Origin of the sequence: Motilimonas eburnea (assembly GCF_021295345.1) — a bacterium.
Lineage (GTDB): Bacteria > Pseudomonadota > Gammaproteobacteria > Enterobacterales > CBDFNC01 > Motilimonas > Motilimonas eburnea.
The window spans coordinates 316997-332916 of sequence record NZ_JAIMJB010000001.1; the positions used below are offsets into that span (position 1 = coordinate 316997).

Sequence of the window (15920 nt, forward strand, 5' to 3'; positions counted from 1 at the left end):
ACTCTACATAGTTTATTGTTCATGGGTGTGAAAATGCTAATAAATAACGTAAAAACTGGTTTTCCTTTGTGTTTTGAATCACAATCTTAGGAAAAAAATTATAGCAACAGAGCTGGGTCTGGCAATATGAGCCGAATCCCGCGTCGATATGGAAGCGACACTATACCAATGAGTTTTATACGTCTTTTTGTTTGCATTATTACATGGCTAATAACCTTGCCTGCATCGGCATCGTTTTATCAATGTGATTTTGGCGATAAGGTCGTATTTTCAAGCCAGCCCTGTGATCTTGATGTGGCTGAGCCCTCCTATGAACAAGAACGAAAAAAGACGCAAAAGCGCAAAGATGCCAATCGAGAATTTTTAACGGTAGGCCGATTTCCCGGCTGGGGTAATTGGCAAAAAATCAAAGATGAGCGCTTGGGGAGCTTTCGCGAAATTGAGCATATCCCGGAAGGTCAAAGTCAATTTAATTACAGCGATTTATTAAATGAACAATGGCTTACCGCATTACCTAAAAGCATGCCAGCGGAGCGCTTTGCTACCTCTTTGAAGGACATCGTCAACAGTGTCTGTGACGGCTCTATCAACGAACCCATTTATGCCGATGTTGAAAAAGACGTGGGGGTAGCCTATGGAAAGTACTACTGTGGTCGGCGTCGTGGTACCGAGCAAGGGGTGATCGCCTTTTTTAAAGCCCTTAGGGGTAAAGAAGCCATATATTTAGTGACAAGAGAGTGGCGCGTTGAGCCGTTTGATGTCACGGCCATCTCGATTGAACGGCTAAAGCAGGATATCTTTCCGGATCCTCAAGTGTTACGTGAGTTTGAGCGTGCTGCAAGGCAAACCGAGCTCTATCTCAAACAGCAAGCATTCATTTGTCCTGTGGGGGATTTCAGCAAGCGTTGTCGTGGCTAAGGCGCTCTACCCCCCAGTTAACCTTGTGGGCCAAATGAGGGGGCTGTAACTCATTAATCCTGATGATCACTGAGATGCAAGTTGGCAGCAGCAAAAGCCGCTTTATTGCGTACCCCTTCAGGTAATGTTTCATCTTGAGCGATTTCATCTAAGGTTTTAATCGCACAGCCAATGGCTTTACTGACATAGCCGATGTCGCCACTGGCGATTTGATTAGCGGTCGCGCGGGTTTTATTCGATAGTTCCATGTTTGTTCCAATAGTCGATGAGATTTAACCTATTTGGCTCTGATGGCGTCAGGCACCATCAAAGTTAAAAGCCATCATTAGGCCTAGCCTCAACAAGATACCACGAATACCTATCGATATCAGGTTTCGCCTTATTTGTTCAGTCTTACATAGACGAAGACACATCTAGGGTAATCCCAAGGCTTACCTAAAGCTTACCTAAGGTTTACCTAAGGTTTTATAACCAGTACATCCATGTTTGCATTTTCAACGACTTTGGCGGCGACCGAGCCTAACATGGCTTTGTCCAGCTTAGAGCGCTTGTGACTCGGTATGATAATAAGGTCGATGGCGTGAGCTTGCGCGTATTTCAAAATCCGCTTGTAGGGCTTGCCTTGCTCTACATGTACACTCACTTGAATATCATCGGGAATATGTTGCTTAGCAAAAGATAACAATTGTGCTCGTGTGTCGCTGGCCATGGCTTTAATGGCCGTTTCGGGAAAATAAGATGCCACCATGGGCATATTCATACCCGGTAAGACAGAAATAAGCTGTAAGTTTGCATCATTTTGCTGAGCATACCAGATGGCGCAATCAATGGCTTTGTCACTAAACCCAATCGCATTCAGATCGACGGGGACTAATATATTCTTATACATGATCCTTCCTTTACACTGCGATAGATTGGGCATTTCGACGACGAATTTGGCCTAAGGCCAGCAGGCCTAATAAAACCAAAGCTGGGATATACATCCATTCTTTAGCGGGTCGCTCAAGGGGGCGCTCCACGCTTTCTATGACCCAGTCGAAGTCGATGCCTTCACGCTGGGCTGGGCTATCAAACTCAACAAAATCAACCACGACTTGTGCTTGTTCTTGACGCAAATTCAACCCGGTACTGGCCAGACGTGCAGCGCCATCATTGGCCTTTTCATCAAACGGTAGGCGAGTGATTTTGCTGACTTGATCCCCGTCTAAGGTCTCACCAGAAACGCGCATTTGCAGTGGTTGCCCTATGGGTAAGCTGGCGATGACTTGTTCAATTTGCGCGGCTGGCACTTGTTCGGTCGGGGGATAAAATTCATCCCACCAAAAGCCGGGACGGAACAAGGTAAAGGCGACTAAGAGTAAGCCGACGACTTCCCACCACTTAGTTTTAACCAGCCAAAATCCTTGGGTGGCTGCGGCAAATGCCAGCATGGCGATGGTCGCACTGAAAATGGTCCCTAAAAGGTGCCAAATGCTGTCTATGCCTATCAATAACAGCTGGGTGTTAAAAATAAACATAAAGGGCAAAATAGCGGTGCGAATATCATAAGTAAAACCTTGGATACCCGTACGAATAGGATCGGATTTAGCAATAGCAGCGGCGGCAAAAGCCGCTAGACCAACGGGAGGGGTATCATCGGCTAAAATGCCAAAATAAAACACGAATAAATGCACCGCGATCAAGGGCACAATTAAGCCTGCATTTGCGCCTAAGGTAACAATAACGGGCGCCATCAAGGTAGAAACTACAATGTAGTTTGCTGTGGTCGGCAATCCCATGCCTAAGATCAAGCTAATGATGGCCGTAAATAACAGGATCAGGAACAGGTTACCGCCAGAAATAAACTCAACAAATTCGGTCATCACTAGGCCAATGCCCGTGAGGGTCACTGTGCCGACCACTACCCCAGCCGCAGCCGTAGCGACACCAATGCCGATCATATTTCGAGCACCGTTGACTAGGCTTTGGAATAAATCAATCAGGCCAACCCACACCATGGTGCTAAGATCGTGTTGTTTGCGAAACAATGCTTTGAGAGGACGATGAGTGACCACGATGAAGATCATAAAAAGGGTTGCCCAAAATGCCGACAAGCCAGGTGAAAAACGTTCAACAACCAGGCACCAGATCAACGCAACGATGGGTAATAAGTAATACAGACCGGATACCAAGGTTGCCCCCAGAGGTGGGATCAGCACTTCTTCTTGATTCGGATCATCGATGGCTAAATCTTCATTACGGGCCGATATATAGACCAAGCCAACATAGCTCAATAGGGTGACGATAGCGATAACATATACAGCAGCATCGCCAACGAGTTGCTTGGTCCAAATAATGAAGTAGTACACCAAGGCTCCAACGCCTGTCACCATCAGCAAACCGGTTAATAGTACAAACAAAAATTGTGATGTCGTTAGAGAGTTAGGGCCCTCTAACCCCTTCATGTTGGCTTTTAGGGCTTCAAGGTGAACAATATAAATGAGCGCAATGTATGAAATCAGCGCAGGCAAAATGGCATGCTTAATCACCTCTACATAAGGAATGCCGACATACTCCACCATTAAAAACGCCGCGGCGCCCATGATTGGCGGGGTTAACTGGCCATTAGTTGATGCCGCCACCTCGACTGCACCGGCTTTCTCTGCTGGAAAGCCCACTCGCTTCATTAATGGGATGGTAAAAGTGCCGGTGGTGACCACGTTAGCGATTGATGAGCCAGAAACCAAACCGCTTAGGCCTGAAGCCACCACTGCTGCTTTAGCTGGGCCGCCTCGAAGGTGACCTAATAATGAAAAGGCCACCTTGATAAAGTAGTTTCCCGCCCCGGCTTTATCTAGAAGGGCGCCAAACAGGACAAACATAAACACAAAAGAGGTTGAAACGCCCAGTGCTACACCAAACACCCCTTCTGTTGTCAGCCATTGGTGCGAAATGAGTTTATTTAAACTGGCACCTTTGTGGGCAATGATATCGGGCATATAAGGCCCTGCAAGGGCATAGGTTAAGAACACCGCGGCAACTATCATTAGGGGGGGGCCTAAAGCTCGTCGTGTGGCTTCAAGCAACAAGACCATGCCGATCACCCCCACGGTGACATCTAAGGTGGTCGGTGCGCCAGAGCGATTAGCTAGGGCTTCATAAAAGATCAAAATGTAGGCCGCACTAAAAGCACCAAGTAAGGCAAACAGCCAATCTTGCCAAGGGATAAATTGTCTGGGTGAGCGTTTTAATGCTGGGTAAGCAGTAAAGGCAAGAAAGATGGCAAAGGCGAGATGGATAGCTCGAGCTTGAGTATCGTTAAAAACCAAGAAATCAAAGACAAAAGGGAGGGGCGAGGCGTACCAAAGTTGAAATAAGGCCCAAAGTAGCGGCACCAAGAGTAAAATAACCCCTGCGCTTCCGACTGGCTGCCTTGCTCCGGTGTCGGACTGTGCGAGCATTTCTTGTAATTCAAGATCGGTATCAGTTTGCGATGAATTAGCCATTAACGTCCCTAAAGCATTGGTAAAGCGAAGAAAAGAGGAGCGGATGCTCCTCTATCAGGCAGGAGCTGTGATTATTTAATCAAACCTGCTTCTTTATAGTATTTTACTGCGCCATCATGAAGGGGAGCAGAAAGGGAGTCTTGAACCATTTGTGATTTTTCTAAGTTAGTAAAGGCCGGGTGAAGACGTTTGAATTGATTGAAATTTTCAAACACCGCTTTAACCACTTCATAGACCACTTTTTCAGATGTTTTAGTTGAGCTAACAAAAGTTGCACCAACACCAAAGGTTTGCGTAGCTTGCTCGCTGCCTTGATACATGCCACCTGGGATATCCACTTTACGGTAGTAAGAGTTCCCTTCAACCAGTTTGTCGATTTCAGGGCCCGCGACGTTAACCAAAACTGTCTCACATGATGTTGTTGCTTCTTTGATCGAGCCATTAGGGTGACCAACCACATAAACGATGGCATCGATTTTGTTATCACATAAGGCTTGTGATTGCTCAGCAGGCTTAAGTTCAGAGGTCAGTTTAAAGTCGTCGTTGGTCCAACCATAAGCACCCATGACAAGCTCCATGGTGCTGCGTTGTCCCGAGCCTGGGTTACCAATGTTAACGCGTTTACCTTTTAGGTCAGTGAAGTTTTTAATATTGGCGTCTTTTCGTGCCACAATCGTAAAGGGTTCAGCATGGACAGAAAAAACAGAGCGAAGTTCAGCAAAAGCCCCTGCATCTTTAAATGGGCCTTCACCTTTGAAGGCGTAATATTGTGAGTCTGATTGCGCAACGCCCATGTCTAGCTCACCGGCACGAATGGTATTCAAGTTGTAAATTGAGCCGCCCGTACTTTCAACGGAACAACGTATGCCATGTTGCTCTTTGTCTTTATTGACTAAGCGACAAATTGCACCACCGGTTGGGTAGTAGACACCTGTTACCCCACCTGTACCTATGCTAATGAATTCTTGTGCACTGGCCGTGGGGAGCGCCATGGCTAAGCTTAAGCCTGTTGCTGCGACTGCAAGTGATAACTTTTGTTTTAACGACATATACCGTTCCTTTTGTATTCGTGTTGTGTGCAGGGAGTGCTTCGTCGAGTCGAAGAGACACCGACATATCTATAGTGTAGATAGTTATTATTTAATTATGATTATCATTGTTAGGTGCAAGCGCATTCTTTATACCTTAGGTTACACATTAGGTGTCGACAGTGGCCCAGAGGCAACGAAACGAGACTCCAAATACCATGCCTGAAGCGCTATGCCTAAGGTAATCAATGATATATAGCTAATTTAGTGATCAGTAATAGCAAATGCAATTCACTCTCAAAAAAGCGTGATGTAGGTTATAAAATTGAAGATATTGCATTTTTATCCTTGAGTGTAAGGATTTGCCTAAATATTTGGTGAAAAATGCTGCAATTAACCATGAGGATAGTATTGCTATTCATCGCCACATTGAAGCAACATATTTTGGCTTAAACCTGTACTTCTGTGTCAGAGCCGTTAGTATGGCGCCAAGCAATCGTCAGGAGGAATAAATGGCTGTTCATTGGTATCCCGGTCATATGCATAAAGCGCAGCGCGAAATGCGCGAAGCTATGCCAAATATAGATTTAATCATTGAAGTATTGGATGCGCGTATTCCTTACAGCAGTGAAAACCCGGTGGTGACCGAAGTGCGTGGTGATAAGCCTTGCATCAAAATTCTTAACAAATCGGATTTAGCCGATCCTGACATTACCGCGGCTTGGATTGATTATTACAATCAACAAACCAACATTAAAGCGGTCGCCTTAACCACCCAAGAGCCGGAAAAAGTGCGCGCTATTTTGGATTTATGCCGTGCTATGTTGCCCGAGAAAGACCAAGGTTTGGCCAATATTCGTGTAATGATCATGGGTATTCCGAACGTAGGTAAGTCCACCACCATAAACATTCTGGCGGGAAGGATCATCGCCAAAACCGGTAACGAGCCTGCCGTAACCAAGGCGCAGCAGCGCATCAATCTGAAAAATGGCATCGTACTGTCTGATACCCCGGGGATCTTATGGCCCAAAGTGATGAATGAAAATTCAAGCTATCGCTTGGCCGTGACCGGTGCCATTAAAGACACGGCGATGGAATATGAAGACGTGGCGTTTTTTGCCGCTGAATACTTACTTCAAGCCTACCCTGAGGTGGTCAAACAGCGTTATCAACTCGATGAGTTGCCCGATTCTGAATTAGGCTTGCTTGAGGCCATTGCAGGCAAACGCGGCGCCAAACGTGCCGGTGGCCATGCCGATTTACACAAAGTATCGGAAATCTTACTGCATGAGATCCGCTCCGCTGCGCTAGGTCGCATCAGCTTAGAAACCCCCGCCATGGTCGAGCAGGAAAAGGTGTTAGTTGAACAACTCACCCAAGAGCGCGAAGAAAAACAAGCCAAGCGTAAGAAGAATAAAAAGCGTCGCCGCAACTAATTTAATCAGAACTAAGGCTTAACCAGAAATTAGGTTAATTCAGCTGAAAAAAACGCTGAAATTGCAACACTTGCTGCTGTGCTTGAGTGATGTCTGCCAATTCAAACTGCACCTGACACCCGGGCGGCAGCTGCGCTAGGCGCCAACATGCGCCTTGGCTTAGGTTGGCAATTTTGGCGTAGCCACCTAAGGTTTGCCTGTCATTTAATAGGGCAACGGGTAAGCCACTGGGCGGCACTTGAATGGCCCCTAGGGTAATGCCTTGTGACACTATCCCCGCAATGCCACTGGTCAAAGGTGTGCCGGCAAAGCTGGCCGCCATGCGATTACTGCTTTGTTCAAGGCGATAATATTGGTTTAAAAACAAATCTTGGTCGGCTTGGCTAAACAAATGCCACTGCGGCCCTTTAAACACGGCTAATTTGGCCCAGCTTTTGGCGGTGTAATGATAGCCCCTTTGATATGCCCTTTCAGGGGCAACGTTATATGATTGCATGGCTTTACCTTTTAGGCTGGAATTAACTTCAATTTCATCGCCCTTTTGTAAAGGTTGTCCTTGATTAACCCCGCCAACGCGATCGCGCATGACGCTGGCCACACTGCCTAGCACCTTTTGACCAACAAAGCCGCCCTTAATGGCTAAATAAGCGCGCATGCCGGCTTGGCAGGTTTTCATGCTCAGCATATCGCCGGCCTTCACGGGCACGGCTTGCCACATTACTAAGGCTTGTTTATTTAATCTTGGTGCCATGTCAGCACCGCATAATGCGATAACGGTGTCTTGGTTAAATTGCAGCGACAATTGGCCTAAGGTGATTTCAATCACGGCGCAGTGATTGTTATTATCTAACAGATAATTAGCCCAGCATGCTGCGGGTAAATCCATTGGCCCGCCTTGAGAAAAACCGCTATGGCCATGGCCGACACGGCCTAAATCTTGTATTTGACTAAAGATGCCGCCATCTAAAATGCTTATGCTCACCTAAATTCCTCACCAAGTTGCCCGCCCAGATGTAAAAATTCATCTTGCGCTATGGGCACAAACCTAACTTGATCGCCCACTTGGAGCCGGCACTGGTAATCGTTATCGAGTAGGGCATGAGGGCAAAGGCCAAGGATATTCCAGCCACCGGGGGAGGCATTAGGATAGATGCCAGTTTGATTATCGGCAATGCCCACACTGCCCGCGGCAACCTGTTTTCTTGGGCTGGTTAATCTGGGAGTGGCAATGCGCGGATCAACCTCGCCGAGGTAGGGAAACCCTGGGCTAAAACCGATGGCATAAACTCGATATAGGGTATCGCTATGACATTGAATCACTTGCTCGACCGACATATTAGCGTGATTGGCAATGCGCGCAAGATCCGGGCCCATGTAAAAAACGGGTAATTCGACTAGGCGTGTTTCGCTTTGGCTTGGACTAAGCTGCACGATGCTTAGGTAGCTTTGGTGGATCAGCTGATGCAGTTGATCAAAGCTAATTCGATCAATATGGTACTCGATCATCACAGTGTTATAGGAAGGCAGCACTTCTTTTAACAGCCGAGCTGGGCATCGGCTTTTGAGCTGGTGGCAAAATAAGCCAATCAGATCTAAGGTCGCGTTATCAAACTGGTCGCCAAAGGTGACCAATAAACTCGTTTCGTTAAGTGGGTGGATGGCTAGCATTAGTTTTGCTCAAGGCTGTCACGCATGTGTGCTAGTTTGGCAATGGCGGCCACCGCGGCTGGATTATCGCCGTGAACACATAAGGTATCGGCTTTTAACCCTAAGGGCTGGCCGCCCTGGCTGATAACCTGTTGCTGGCGAAATAACGATTGGGCTTGGCTTAGCATCTCATCTAGCTCAAGCTGAGCCCCGGCTTGAGAGCGTGGCATTAGCTCACCTGTATCTTGGTAGCGTCTGTCGGCAAAGGCTTCAAACCACAAAGGTAAGTTGACCGACTTAGCTAACTGCGCCCAGCGCTCGGCTTCGCGATTGGCTTGGATCATTAAGGCCAAATCCATATTGAGGGCGCTAATGCCTTGCATCAAGGCCGTCATCACTTTGCCATCTTGCATCATGGCGTGGTAGAGGGCGCCGTGGGGTTTAACATAGCTAAGTTTAACTTGGTTGGCTTGGCAAATAGCGCCGAGGGCGCCCACTTGATATTGCACCATACTGACAATTTCATTTGGCGACATGTGCATGGCGCGGCGGCCAAAACCTTGTAAGTCAGGGTAACCGGGATGGGCGCCGATAGTGACATGGTGCAGTTTGGCTAGTTTTACGGTTTTGTCCATGGTGACAGGATCACTGGCATGAAAACCACACGCAATATTGGCCATATCGATATGGGGCATTATGGCCTCATCACAGCCCATTTGCCATTGGCCAAAACTCTCACCCATATCACAGTTTAATTTCATCATAATCTGCTTTTATACGTTCATTCAGTTCTTTTGCCAATGGCCAAAACACTCTTTCGTGTCATGCCACAGTTTAATTTCATCATGATCCTTGTTCGCGCGTTCCTGTATTCGTCATGTAACTTCTTTTGCCATTGGCCAATGCTTTCTCTCGCTACTTACTCGTGTTAGTTGGGGTAATGCCATGCTCGGCAAAAAGGCAATCAACAAAGGTGGACGCGCCGGGGCCGATGCGGGTTTCATCTGGGATCACTAAGTGGGTGGCACTGGTGCGGTTAGTGCCTTGCTTTAAGGGCAAGGCGACCAGTTCATTGCGCGCAAGGTGTTGCTTCACAAAATGATCGGGAAACCAAGCAAACCCGATACCTTGACTGACCAAGGCGAGGGCCTCATGAAAGTTACTCACGGTAATGCGCTGCTCTGATTTTAACCAGCCTAAGGTTTCATCGGGCCGCTGTGAGGTGTCCTTGATCACCACTTGCAAGTCTTGCATTAATTCTTGGGTATCCACCACCTTGGCTTGGCTTAACGGGTGGTTGGGACTGATGCAAGGCAATAGGTCAACATGGGTCAATGGCTGGCCGATATACCCCTTAGGCAATAAGCCTGCGATCACGATATCGGCTTGTTTATTGATAATGGCATCGCTGGTGCCTGTGATCACTGAGTCAATCAAGGTGATCCGACTCCCGCGGCTTTGCGGTAAAAATGCGCGCAGGGCGGCGTATAATTGCGCTCTAGGGTAGATGATTTCGGCATAAACGCGGATCTCTGGCTCCCAGCCTTGGCTTAAGTTATCGGCTAGTTGCTCAAGTTCAAATGCGCTTTGAGTAAGTAGCCGAGAGCGCCTTAACATCACCTCACCCGCCTTGGTGAGGTATGCCTTGCGCCCTTTTACCTCTAATAAGGCCACCCCCATTTGATGCTGTAGTTTACTCACGGCATGGTTCAATGAGGACTGGCTTTTATTCAGCGTGTCTGCTGCCTTACTGTAACCACCACAATCAACCACGGCTTGTAAGATGCGCCATTGCTCTAAGGTGGCTTTTAATCGCTTGTTGGTGGTATCGGTCATAGGTTACTTACTTTATTGTGCGTTAAGACTTTCGCCGTTCACAGTCAAGCTGTCTGCGCCCATCAAATATAGATAGGTCGGCATAATATCAGCTGGGCGTTTTAATAAGCTTGAGTCTTCTGCTGGGTAGGCTTTGGAGCGCATCGGTGTATGAGTTGCACCTGGATTAATGCAGTTTGCTCTGACATGGGATCCATCAAGTTCGCTGGCGAGGGTTTGCATCATGCCTTCGGTGGCAAATTTGGAGATGGCATATGCGCCCCAATAAGCACGGCCTTGGCGACCGACACCTGAGCTGGTGAAAATAATGGATGCTTGTGGTGCGGCTTTGAGTACGGGTAGCAAATGCTTGGTCATCAAAAATTGTGACTTTACATTTACCTGCATCACTTCGTCCCAGGTGTCTTGGCCGATTTGATGAAAGGGACCCAATACGCCAAGGGCGCCTGCATTATGAACTAGGCCATCAAGGTGACCAAATTGACCTGCGATGGTTTCGGCCATATCTTGGTAATGTTGTTCTGTTGCCCCTTTAAGGTCGAGTGGGATAATGGCCGGCTGCGGCGCACCGAGGGCCTCAATCTCATCGTAAACCGCTTCGAGTTTAGCCACGGTTTTACCGAGTAAAATCACGCGTGCACCGTGCTTGGCATAGCTTAGGGCGATTTCTTTACCTATACCTGAGCCTGCACCTGTCACGAGAACAATCTTGTTGGCCAATAGGTTGTGGGGGGCTTGATAATCCAAGGGGCATCTCCTGCAAAATTTTGTGCAAATTCTAACGCCTTTAGCTGGTTTTTGCTATGCTGGCGCGCAATTGCATGATTTACCTCGCCACCATGGCGGGTGATATCCCTTTTGCTTTAGACAGGAGTGAACGTTTGGAATTCTTATACGACTATGGTTTATTTTTTGCTAAAACCCTGACCTTTGTTGCAGCGGTGTTGGCCGTTATCATTACCGGTGTTGCTTTGGCGTCAAAGCAAAAAGGACAAAAAGGTGAGTTACAAATCACCGATCTTTCTGAACAAATGAGTGACAACAAGACGCATATAGAAGAGCAATTGCTATCGGAGCAAGAGTTAAAGGCTAAACATAAAGCGGAGAAAAAAGCGGCCAAAGAGGCGAAAAAAGCAGCCAAGAAAACCCCAGCAGCAACCGAAGATGCCGTTGAAAATAAAGTGTATGTGGTCGATTTCAAAGGCAGCATTGACGCAAAAGAAGTCACGTCTTTACGCCAAGAAATTACCGCTATTTTAGGGGTGGCTCAGCCAAATGATGAAGTGTTTGTGCGCCTTGAAAGTGGCGGCGGCATGGTGCATGGCTACGGGTTAGCGGCTTCACAACTGCAGCGCTTACGTGACAAGGGAATAAACCTCACGGTGTCGGTGGATAAAGTGGCGGCCAGTGGTGGTTATATGATGGCGTGTGTCGCCCCTAAAATTATTGCAGCTCCTTTTGCCATTGTTGGCTCTATCGGTGTTATCGCGCAAATTCCTAACTTTAATCGGCTACTGAAAAAGCACGATGTGGACTTTGAACAAATGACCGCGGGGGAATTTAAACGCACCGTAACCATGTTTGGTGAAAATACCGAAAAGGGCAAAGAGAAGTTCCAACAAGAGCTTGAAGAAACCCATAGCTTGTTTAAAGAATTTGTCAGCAGTAACCGCCCGCAGCTGGACATCAATAAAGTGGCGACAGGTGAACACTGGTATGGCAGTCAAGCCTTTTCCCTTAACTTAATCGATAAGATCCAAACCAGTGATGATTACTTGTTGCAGCTAAACGAAACGAAAAAAATTATTTCGGTTCGTTATGTGACCAAGAAAAAACTGGCGGATAAAATCGCCCACGGTGCATCAATGGCATTGGAGCGCTGTTTAATGAAGTTATGGCAGCAAGGCAAGGGGCCGTTTTTAAACAGCTAGATCACCTTTTTCGCAAAAATGGGCAGACGAATTTGGCTGCCCAATTTTGTTGGATCCCATTCAAGTCCTAGTGGGAGTCGAGCTTGCTCGGCGAATAACATTACCTCAAACTCAGGCCCAAGCTCACACTCACACTTAACTAGGCCCTAGTAAAGTAAACTATAGAGTTTACGACGATAAGCACTGGCGGTTGGATCACTAGTTGGAGTGTTAGAGCGGGTCGTTAGCATATCCATAAAGGCTTGTTTTACCTTATCGTCCAAACCAAGCTCCTGTGGGAGTCGAGCTTGCTCGGCGAATAACATTACCTCAAACTCAGGCCCAAGCTCACACTCACACTTAACTAGGCCCTAGTAAAGTAAACTATAGAGTTTACGACGATAAGCACTGGCGGCTGGATCACTAGTTGGAGTGCTAGAGCGGGTCGTTAGCATATCCATAAAGGCTTGTTTTACTTTATCGTCCAAACCAAGCTCCTGTGGGAGGCGAGCTTGCGCGGCGAATAACACCCTCAGGTTCACACTCACACTTAACTAGGCCCTAGTAAAGTAAACTATAGAGTTTGCGACGATAAGCACTGGCGGCTGGATCACTAGTTGGAGTGTTAGAGCGGGTCGTTAGCATATCCATAAAGGCTTGTTTTACCTTATCGTCCAAGCCAAGCTCCTGTGGGAGTCGAGCTTGCTCGGCGAATAACATTACCTCAAACTCAAACTCAAACTCAAACTCAGGCCCAAGCTCACACTCACACTTAACTAGGCCCTAGTAAAGTAAACTATAGAGTTTGCGACGATAAGCACTGGCGGCTGGATCACTCGAGTGGGTCGTTAGCATATCCATAAAGGCTTGTTTTACTTTACCGTCCAAACTATTCATGTCTTGATGTAACACTTGATACAACAACTCTAATGCCTCTTCTAAACGGTTCACTTGGCTGTATTGGATGGCTAGCTCAAAGCTTAACAACGGGCTAGGATTGGCTGCGATTTGTGCTTCTAGGGCGCGGATCTCAGGCGTATCGGCAGCGGCTTTAGCCAGTTCAATCTGCGCAATAACGTGGTGATACAGGTCGTCTTGGTCGATAAGTTTAATCGCCTCCGTCAACGCTTGCGCTTCAGCAATATGTCCTAACTCAATATGGGCTTTGGCAAGCATGATTTGTGCCTTGGCTAACTCGGGCTTGAGGGCTAACACTTGCTTAATCGTCGTGATTGCCGCTTCAAAGGTTTGCAGCTCTAATTGGCCTTGGGCTTGTTGTAGTAATAGCTCGGCCTCATCTGGTAAGTGCTTTTGTAAAATGGCGCGAATTTCACCTTCCTCTTGATTTCCCGCAAAACCATCACATGGCTGGCCGTTGACAAACATGGCCGTTGTCGGCAGGGCTTGTACGCCAAATTGCATCGCAATGGCTTGATCAACTTCACAGTTGATCTTGGCAAGGACGAATTGGCCGGCGAATTCCTGAGCTAACTTTTCTAGGGTGGCGACAAGCGCAACGGACTCTTCGTGGCTGGGGGCCCAAAATGTCACCATGACAGGTTGAGTGTTGGAGCCTTCTAGAATGACGGCTTGGAAATTATCTAATGAAATATCAATAATATTCGATTGCATCTTGGTTTGCATTCGCTCGCGGCGCTCCTTAAAGAATTTTTTATATAGTGGGTATAAAAGAGCGGAATTACAAGGCAGTAAAAGATCACAGAAGTGAGCGAGACGGTCAGATTAAGTGTAATTATTATTGCAAATGATATGGATTCGCAATAGCATTATTGTTTTATTGGTTGCTTTGACCAATGACTTTTTTCGAGTGTAAACAGGAGTGGACTATGAGTGAATCAACTGCCAAGCGTCCCTTGCTGCAAGTACGAAACCTAGAGGTGGATTACTTAACGCAAGATGGTGCGTTTCAAGCGGTAAAGAAGGTCAATTTTGAGATCGGTGAGGGCGAGGTATTTGGTCTAGCGGGTGAATCGGGCTGTGGCAAAAGCACGATTGCCTTTGCGGTGACGCGGCTGCATCGCCCGCCAGCGTTGATCAGCGGTGGAGAAATTATTTTTAACGGCGTTGATGTGGTTAAGCTAACGGAAAAGCAATTACGGGATTTTCGTTGGACCCAAATTGCCATGGTATTTCAAAGTGCCATGAACTCCCTTAACCCAGTACTGCGTCTTGAAGAGCAATTTTGTGATGTGATCATGACTCACACCCAAATGACCCGTGAAGAAGCCATCGATCGCGCCGAAAAGCTACTGGATATTGTCAAAATCCCCCGGGAGCGTTTGCGTGATTATCCCCATCAATTCAGCGGTGGGATGCGCCAGCGTTTGGTGATCGCCATTTGTTTGGCATTAAACGCTAAGCTTATCGTCATGGATGAACCCACCACGGCACTGGATGTGGTGGTACAACGTGAGATATTGCAACAGATTTATCACCTAAAAGAAGAGTTTGGCTTTTCTATTTTATTTATTACCCATGATTTAAGTCTGATGACCCAATTTTGTGATCGCATTGGTGTGATGTATCAAGGCGAGTTAGTTGAGGTGAATGAATCACAGCAAATCCGTCATCATCCACAACATCCTTATACGCAAAAATTATGGTCTGCTTTTCCTTCTATTCATGAAGGCAGAAAACACTACCAACCGACAACGGACTTCACCCCTGAAGTAATTCAATTATAAGGAGCTTTTGATGTTAGATGCCAATACCCCCATTTTAGAATTACGTAATGTGGTGAAAGATTTTACGACCGGTGGTGGTTTTGCCAAAACCGATATCTTTCGGGCGTTAAATGATGTGTCGTTTTCTATCCATAAAGGCCGTGCTTTGGCATTGGTCGGCGAATCTGGCTGCGGCAAAAGCACGTGTGCGCGTTTAATTACCAAGATCTATGAACCGACAGCGGGAGAGATTTTGTTTCGCGGTCAAGATATCACCCAAATCAAGGCGCGCCAGGATGTGTTGAACTACCGCAAAAGCGTGCAAATGATTTTTCAAGATCCGTTTGGATCCCTTAATCCAACTCACACGATTTACCATCATTTGGCCAGGCCTTTGTTGCTCCACAGAATGTGTGAAAATGATAAAACCAAGCTGCGCGAACGGGTTTGTGAACTACTGGAAATGGTTGAACTGCCAGCCTTAACGGCGGATAAATATCCCCATGAGTTAAGTGGCGGCCAGCGCCAGCGCGTTAACATGGCAAAAACCTTAGCCGTGGGAGCGGATCTGGTATTGGCCGATGAGCCTACTTCGATGCTGGATGTGTCGATTCGTATTGGTGTGCTTGATTTGATGCAGCGGATGAAAAAAGAGTTCAACTTGGGCTTTTTATACATCACTCACGATCTCGCTACTGCCCATTATATCGCCGAGGAAACCGCGGTGATGTACAAGGGGCAAATCGTGGAGTGGGGCGATACCACAGAAGTGATCAATAACCCGCAACATCCTTACACCCAATTACTCATTTCGGCGGTGCCCGATCCCGATGTGCGTTTTGCCGATGTGGTGAAAGGGGATGAAGATTATTCCGGTCATGCCCAGAAAATTCGTGAAATCAGCAGCGCCAAGGTGGATCAGGTGAAACGAGTGAACCACAATCACTATGTTCGTCTGTTAGCGGGGTAATTAACG

Annotated in this window: 18 protein-coding genes; 5 read left to right on the top strand and 13 right to left on the bottom strand. The window is 47.1% G+C overall.

Features of this window, described 5'->3' with window-relative positions; genetic code table 11:
• The first annotated feature begins 168 nt into the window (after window positions 1-168).
• On the top strand, window positions 169-918 hold the full coding sequence (locus K6Y21_RS01525; protein WP_233069891.1) for a hypothetical protein: 750 nt from the start codon (window positions 169-171) through the stop codon (window positions 916-918).
• A 53-nt stretch (window positions 919-971) separates the two neighbouring features.
• Here the strand turns inward: K6Y21_RS01525 and K6Y21_RS01530 are convergent, their stop codons facing one another.
• From K6Y21_RS01530 to K6Y21_RS01545, 4 genes are all read right to left on the bottom strand, one after another.
• A complete protein-coding gene (locus tag K6Y21_RS01530; RefSeq protein WP_233069893.1) occupies window positions 972-1166 on the bottom strand; it encodes a YaeP family protein in 195 nt (64 codons plus the stop codon).
• Window positions 1167-1375: 209 nt separating this feature from the next.
• Entirely contained in the window at window positions 1376-1807 is a 432-nt protein-coding gene (locus K6Y21_RS01535) for a universal stress protein (protein WP_233069894.1), read from the bottom strand.
• A gap of 10 nt (window positions 1808-1817) precedes the next feature.
• Window positions 1818-4403, bottom strand: coding sequence for a TRAP transporter permease (locus K6Y21_RS01540; RefSeq protein WP_233069896.1), 2586 nt, complete (start codon window positions 4401-4403; stop codon window positions 1818-1820).
• Between the two features lie 71 nt (window positions 4404-4474).
• Window positions 4475-5452, bottom strand: coding sequence for a TAXI family TRAP transporter solute-binding subunit (locus K6Y21_RS01545; protein ID WP_233069898.1), 978 nt, complete (start codon window positions 5450-5452; stop codon window positions 4475-4477).
• A 491-nt stretch (window positions 5453-5943) separates the two neighbouring features.
• Here K6Y21_RS01545 and ylqF point away from each other — a divergent pair, with 491 nt between their 5' ends.
• On the top strand, window positions 5944-6867 hold the full coding sequence (gene ylqF / locus K6Y21_RS01550) for a ribosome biogenesis GTPase YlqF (protein WP_233069900.1): 924 nt from the start codon (window positions 5944-5946) through the stop codon (window positions 6865-6867).
• Window positions 6868-6901: 34 nt separating this feature from the next.
• Here the strand turns inward: ylqF and K6Y21_RS01555 are convergent, their stop codons facing one another.
• From K6Y21_RS01555 to K6Y21_RS01575, 5 genes are all read right to left on the bottom strand, one after another.
• Window positions 6902-7849, bottom strand: a complete 948-nt coding sequence (locus tag K6Y21_RS01555) for a 5-oxoprolinase subunit C family protein (protein ID WP_233069907.1) — start codon at window positions 7847-7849, stop codon at window positions 6902-6904.
• Window positions 7846-8535 carry a 5-oxoprolinase subunit PxpB gene (gene pxpB / locus K6Y21_RS01560; protein ID WP_233069909.1) on the bottom strand — a complete coding sequence of 230 codons (690 nt, stop codon included), beginning with the start codon at window positions 8533-8535 and terminating at the stop codon, window positions 7846-7848. The genes K6Y21_RS01555 and pxpB overlap by 4 nt, the downstream gene beginning before the upstream one ends.
• Window positions 8535-9278: a 5-oxoprolinase subunit PxpA gene (locus tag K6Y21_RS01565; RefSeq protein WP_349629449.1), complete on the bottom strand. Its 744-nt coding sequence runs from the start codon at window positions 9276-9278 to the stop codon at window positions 8535-8537. The genes pxpB and K6Y21_RS01565 overlap by 1 nt, the downstream gene beginning before the upstream one ends.
• A gap of 151 nt (window positions 9279-9429) precedes the next feature.
• A complete protein-coding gene (locus K6Y21_RS01570) occupies window positions 9430-10350 on the bottom strand; it encodes a LysR family transcriptional regulator (protein ID WP_233069910.1) in 921 nt (306 codons plus the stop codon).
• A gap of 12 nt (window positions 10351-10362) precedes the next feature.
• A complete protein-coding gene (locus tag K6Y21_RS01575; RefSeq protein WP_233069911.1) occupies window positions 10363-11097 on the bottom strand; it encodes a YciK family oxidoreductase in 735 nt (244 codons plus the stop codon).
• A 134-nt stretch (window positions 11098-11231) separates the two neighbouring features.
• Between K6Y21_RS01575 and sohB the strand changes: the two genes are divergently transcribed.
• Window positions 11232-12281, top strand: coding sequence for a protease SohB (gene sohB / locus K6Y21_RS01580; RefSeq protein ID WP_233070006.1), 1050 nt, complete (start codon window positions 11232-11234; stop codon window positions 12279-12281).
• Between the two features lie 146 nt (window positions 12282-12427).
• Here the strand turns inward: sohB and K6Y21_RS01585 are convergent, their stop codons facing one another.
• The 4 genes from K6Y21_RS01585 to K6Y21_RS01600 form a co-directional block, all read right to left on the bottom strand.
• Complete coding sequence (locus K6Y21_RS01585) at window positions 12428-12544, bottom strand: tetratricopeptide repeat protein (RefSeq protein ID WP_233069912.1); 117 nt, start codon at window positions 12542-12544, stop codon at window positions 12428-12430.
• Between the two features lie 87 nt (window positions 12545-12631).
• Window positions 12632-12748, bottom strand: coding sequence for a tetratricopeptide repeat protein (locus K6Y21_RS01590; protein WP_233069913.1), 117 nt, complete (start codon window positions 12746-12748; stop codon window positions 12632-12634).
• Window positions 12749-12821: 73 nt separating this feature from the next.
• Entirely contained in the window at window positions 12822-12938 is a 117-nt protein-coding gene (locus tag K6Y21_RS01595; RefSeq protein WP_233069914.1) for a tetratricopeptide repeat protein, read from the bottom strand.
• Between the two features lie 105 nt (window positions 12939-13043).
• The gene (locus tag K6Y21_RS01600) at window positions 13044-13904 is read right to left on the bottom strand and encodes a tetratricopeptide repeat protein (protein WP_233069915.1); all 861 of its coding nucleotides are present in this window, start codon (window positions 13902-13904) and stop codon (window positions 13044-13046) included.
• Between the two features lie 203 nt (window positions 13905-14107).
• Here K6Y21_RS01600 and K6Y21_RS01605 point away from each other — a divergent pair, with 203 nt between their 5' ends.
• Together K6Y21_RS01605 and K6Y21_RS01610 are read left to right on the top strand one after the other, a co-directional pair.
• Window positions 14108-14965 carry an ABC transporter ATP-binding protein gene (locus K6Y21_RS01605; protein WP_233069916.1) on the top strand — a complete coding sequence of 286 codons (858 nt, stop codon included), beginning with the start codon at window positions 14108-14110 and terminating at the stop codon, window positions 14963-14965.
• A gap of 10 nt (window positions 14966-14975) precedes the next feature.
• A complete protein-coding gene (locus K6Y21_RS01610) occupies window positions 14976-15914 on the top strand; it encodes an ATP-binding cassette domain-containing protein (protein WP_233069917.1) in 939 nt (312 codons plus the stop codon).
• Window positions 15915-15920: the final 6 nt, after the last annotated feature.

Excerpts from the sequence above, each read along its gene's own strand:
- K6Y21_RS01525 (WP_233069891.1), top strand. The coding sequence starts at position 169 with ATGAGTTTTATACGTCTTTTTGTTTGCATTATTACATGGCTAATAACC.
- K6Y21_RS01530 (WP_233069893.1), bottom strand. The coding sequence starts at position 1,166 with ATGGAACTATCGAATAAAACCCGCGCGACCGCTAATCAAATCGCCAGT.
- K6Y21_RS01535 (WP_233069894.1), bottom strand. The coding sequence starts at position 1,807 with ATGTATAAGAATATATTAGTCCCCGTCGATCTGAATGCGATTGGGTTT.
- K6Y21_RS01540 (WP_233069896.1), bottom strand. The coding sequence starts at position 4,403 with ATGGCTAATTCATCGCAAACTGATACCGATCTTGAATTACAAGAAATG.
- K6Y21_RS01545 (WP_233069898.1), bottom strand. The coding sequence starts at position 5,452 with ATGTCGTTAAAACAAAAGTTATCACTTGCAGTCGCAGCAACAGGCTTA.
- ylqF (WP_233069900.1), top strand. The coding sequence starts at position 5,944 with ATGGCTGTTCATTGGTATCCCGGTCATATGCATAAAGCGCAGCGCGAA.
- pxpB (WP_233069909.1), bottom strand. The coding sequence starts at position 8,535 with ATGCTAGCCATCCACCCACTTAACGAAACGAGTTTATTGGTCACCTTT.
- K6Y21_RS01565 (WP_349629449.1), bottom strand. The coding sequence starts at position 9,278 with ATGATGAAATTAAACTGTGATATGGGTGAGAGTTTTGGCCAATGGCAA.
- K6Y21_RS01570 (WP_233069910.1), bottom strand. The coding sequence starts at position 10,350 with ATGACCGATACCACCAACAAGCGATTAAAAGCCACCTTAGAGCAATGG.
- K6Y21_RS01600 (WP_233069915.1), bottom strand. The coding sequence starts at position 13,904 with ATGCAAACCAAGATGCAATCGAATATTATTGATATTTCATTAGATAAT.
- K6Y21_RS01605 (WP_233069916.1), top strand. The coding sequence starts at position 14,108 with ATGAGTGAATCAACTGCCAAGCGTCCCTTGCTGCAAGTACGAAACCTA.
- K6Y21_RS01610 (WP_233069917.1), top strand. The coding sequence starts at position 14,976 with ATGTTAGATGCCAATACCCCCATTTTAGAATTACGTAATGTGGTGAAA.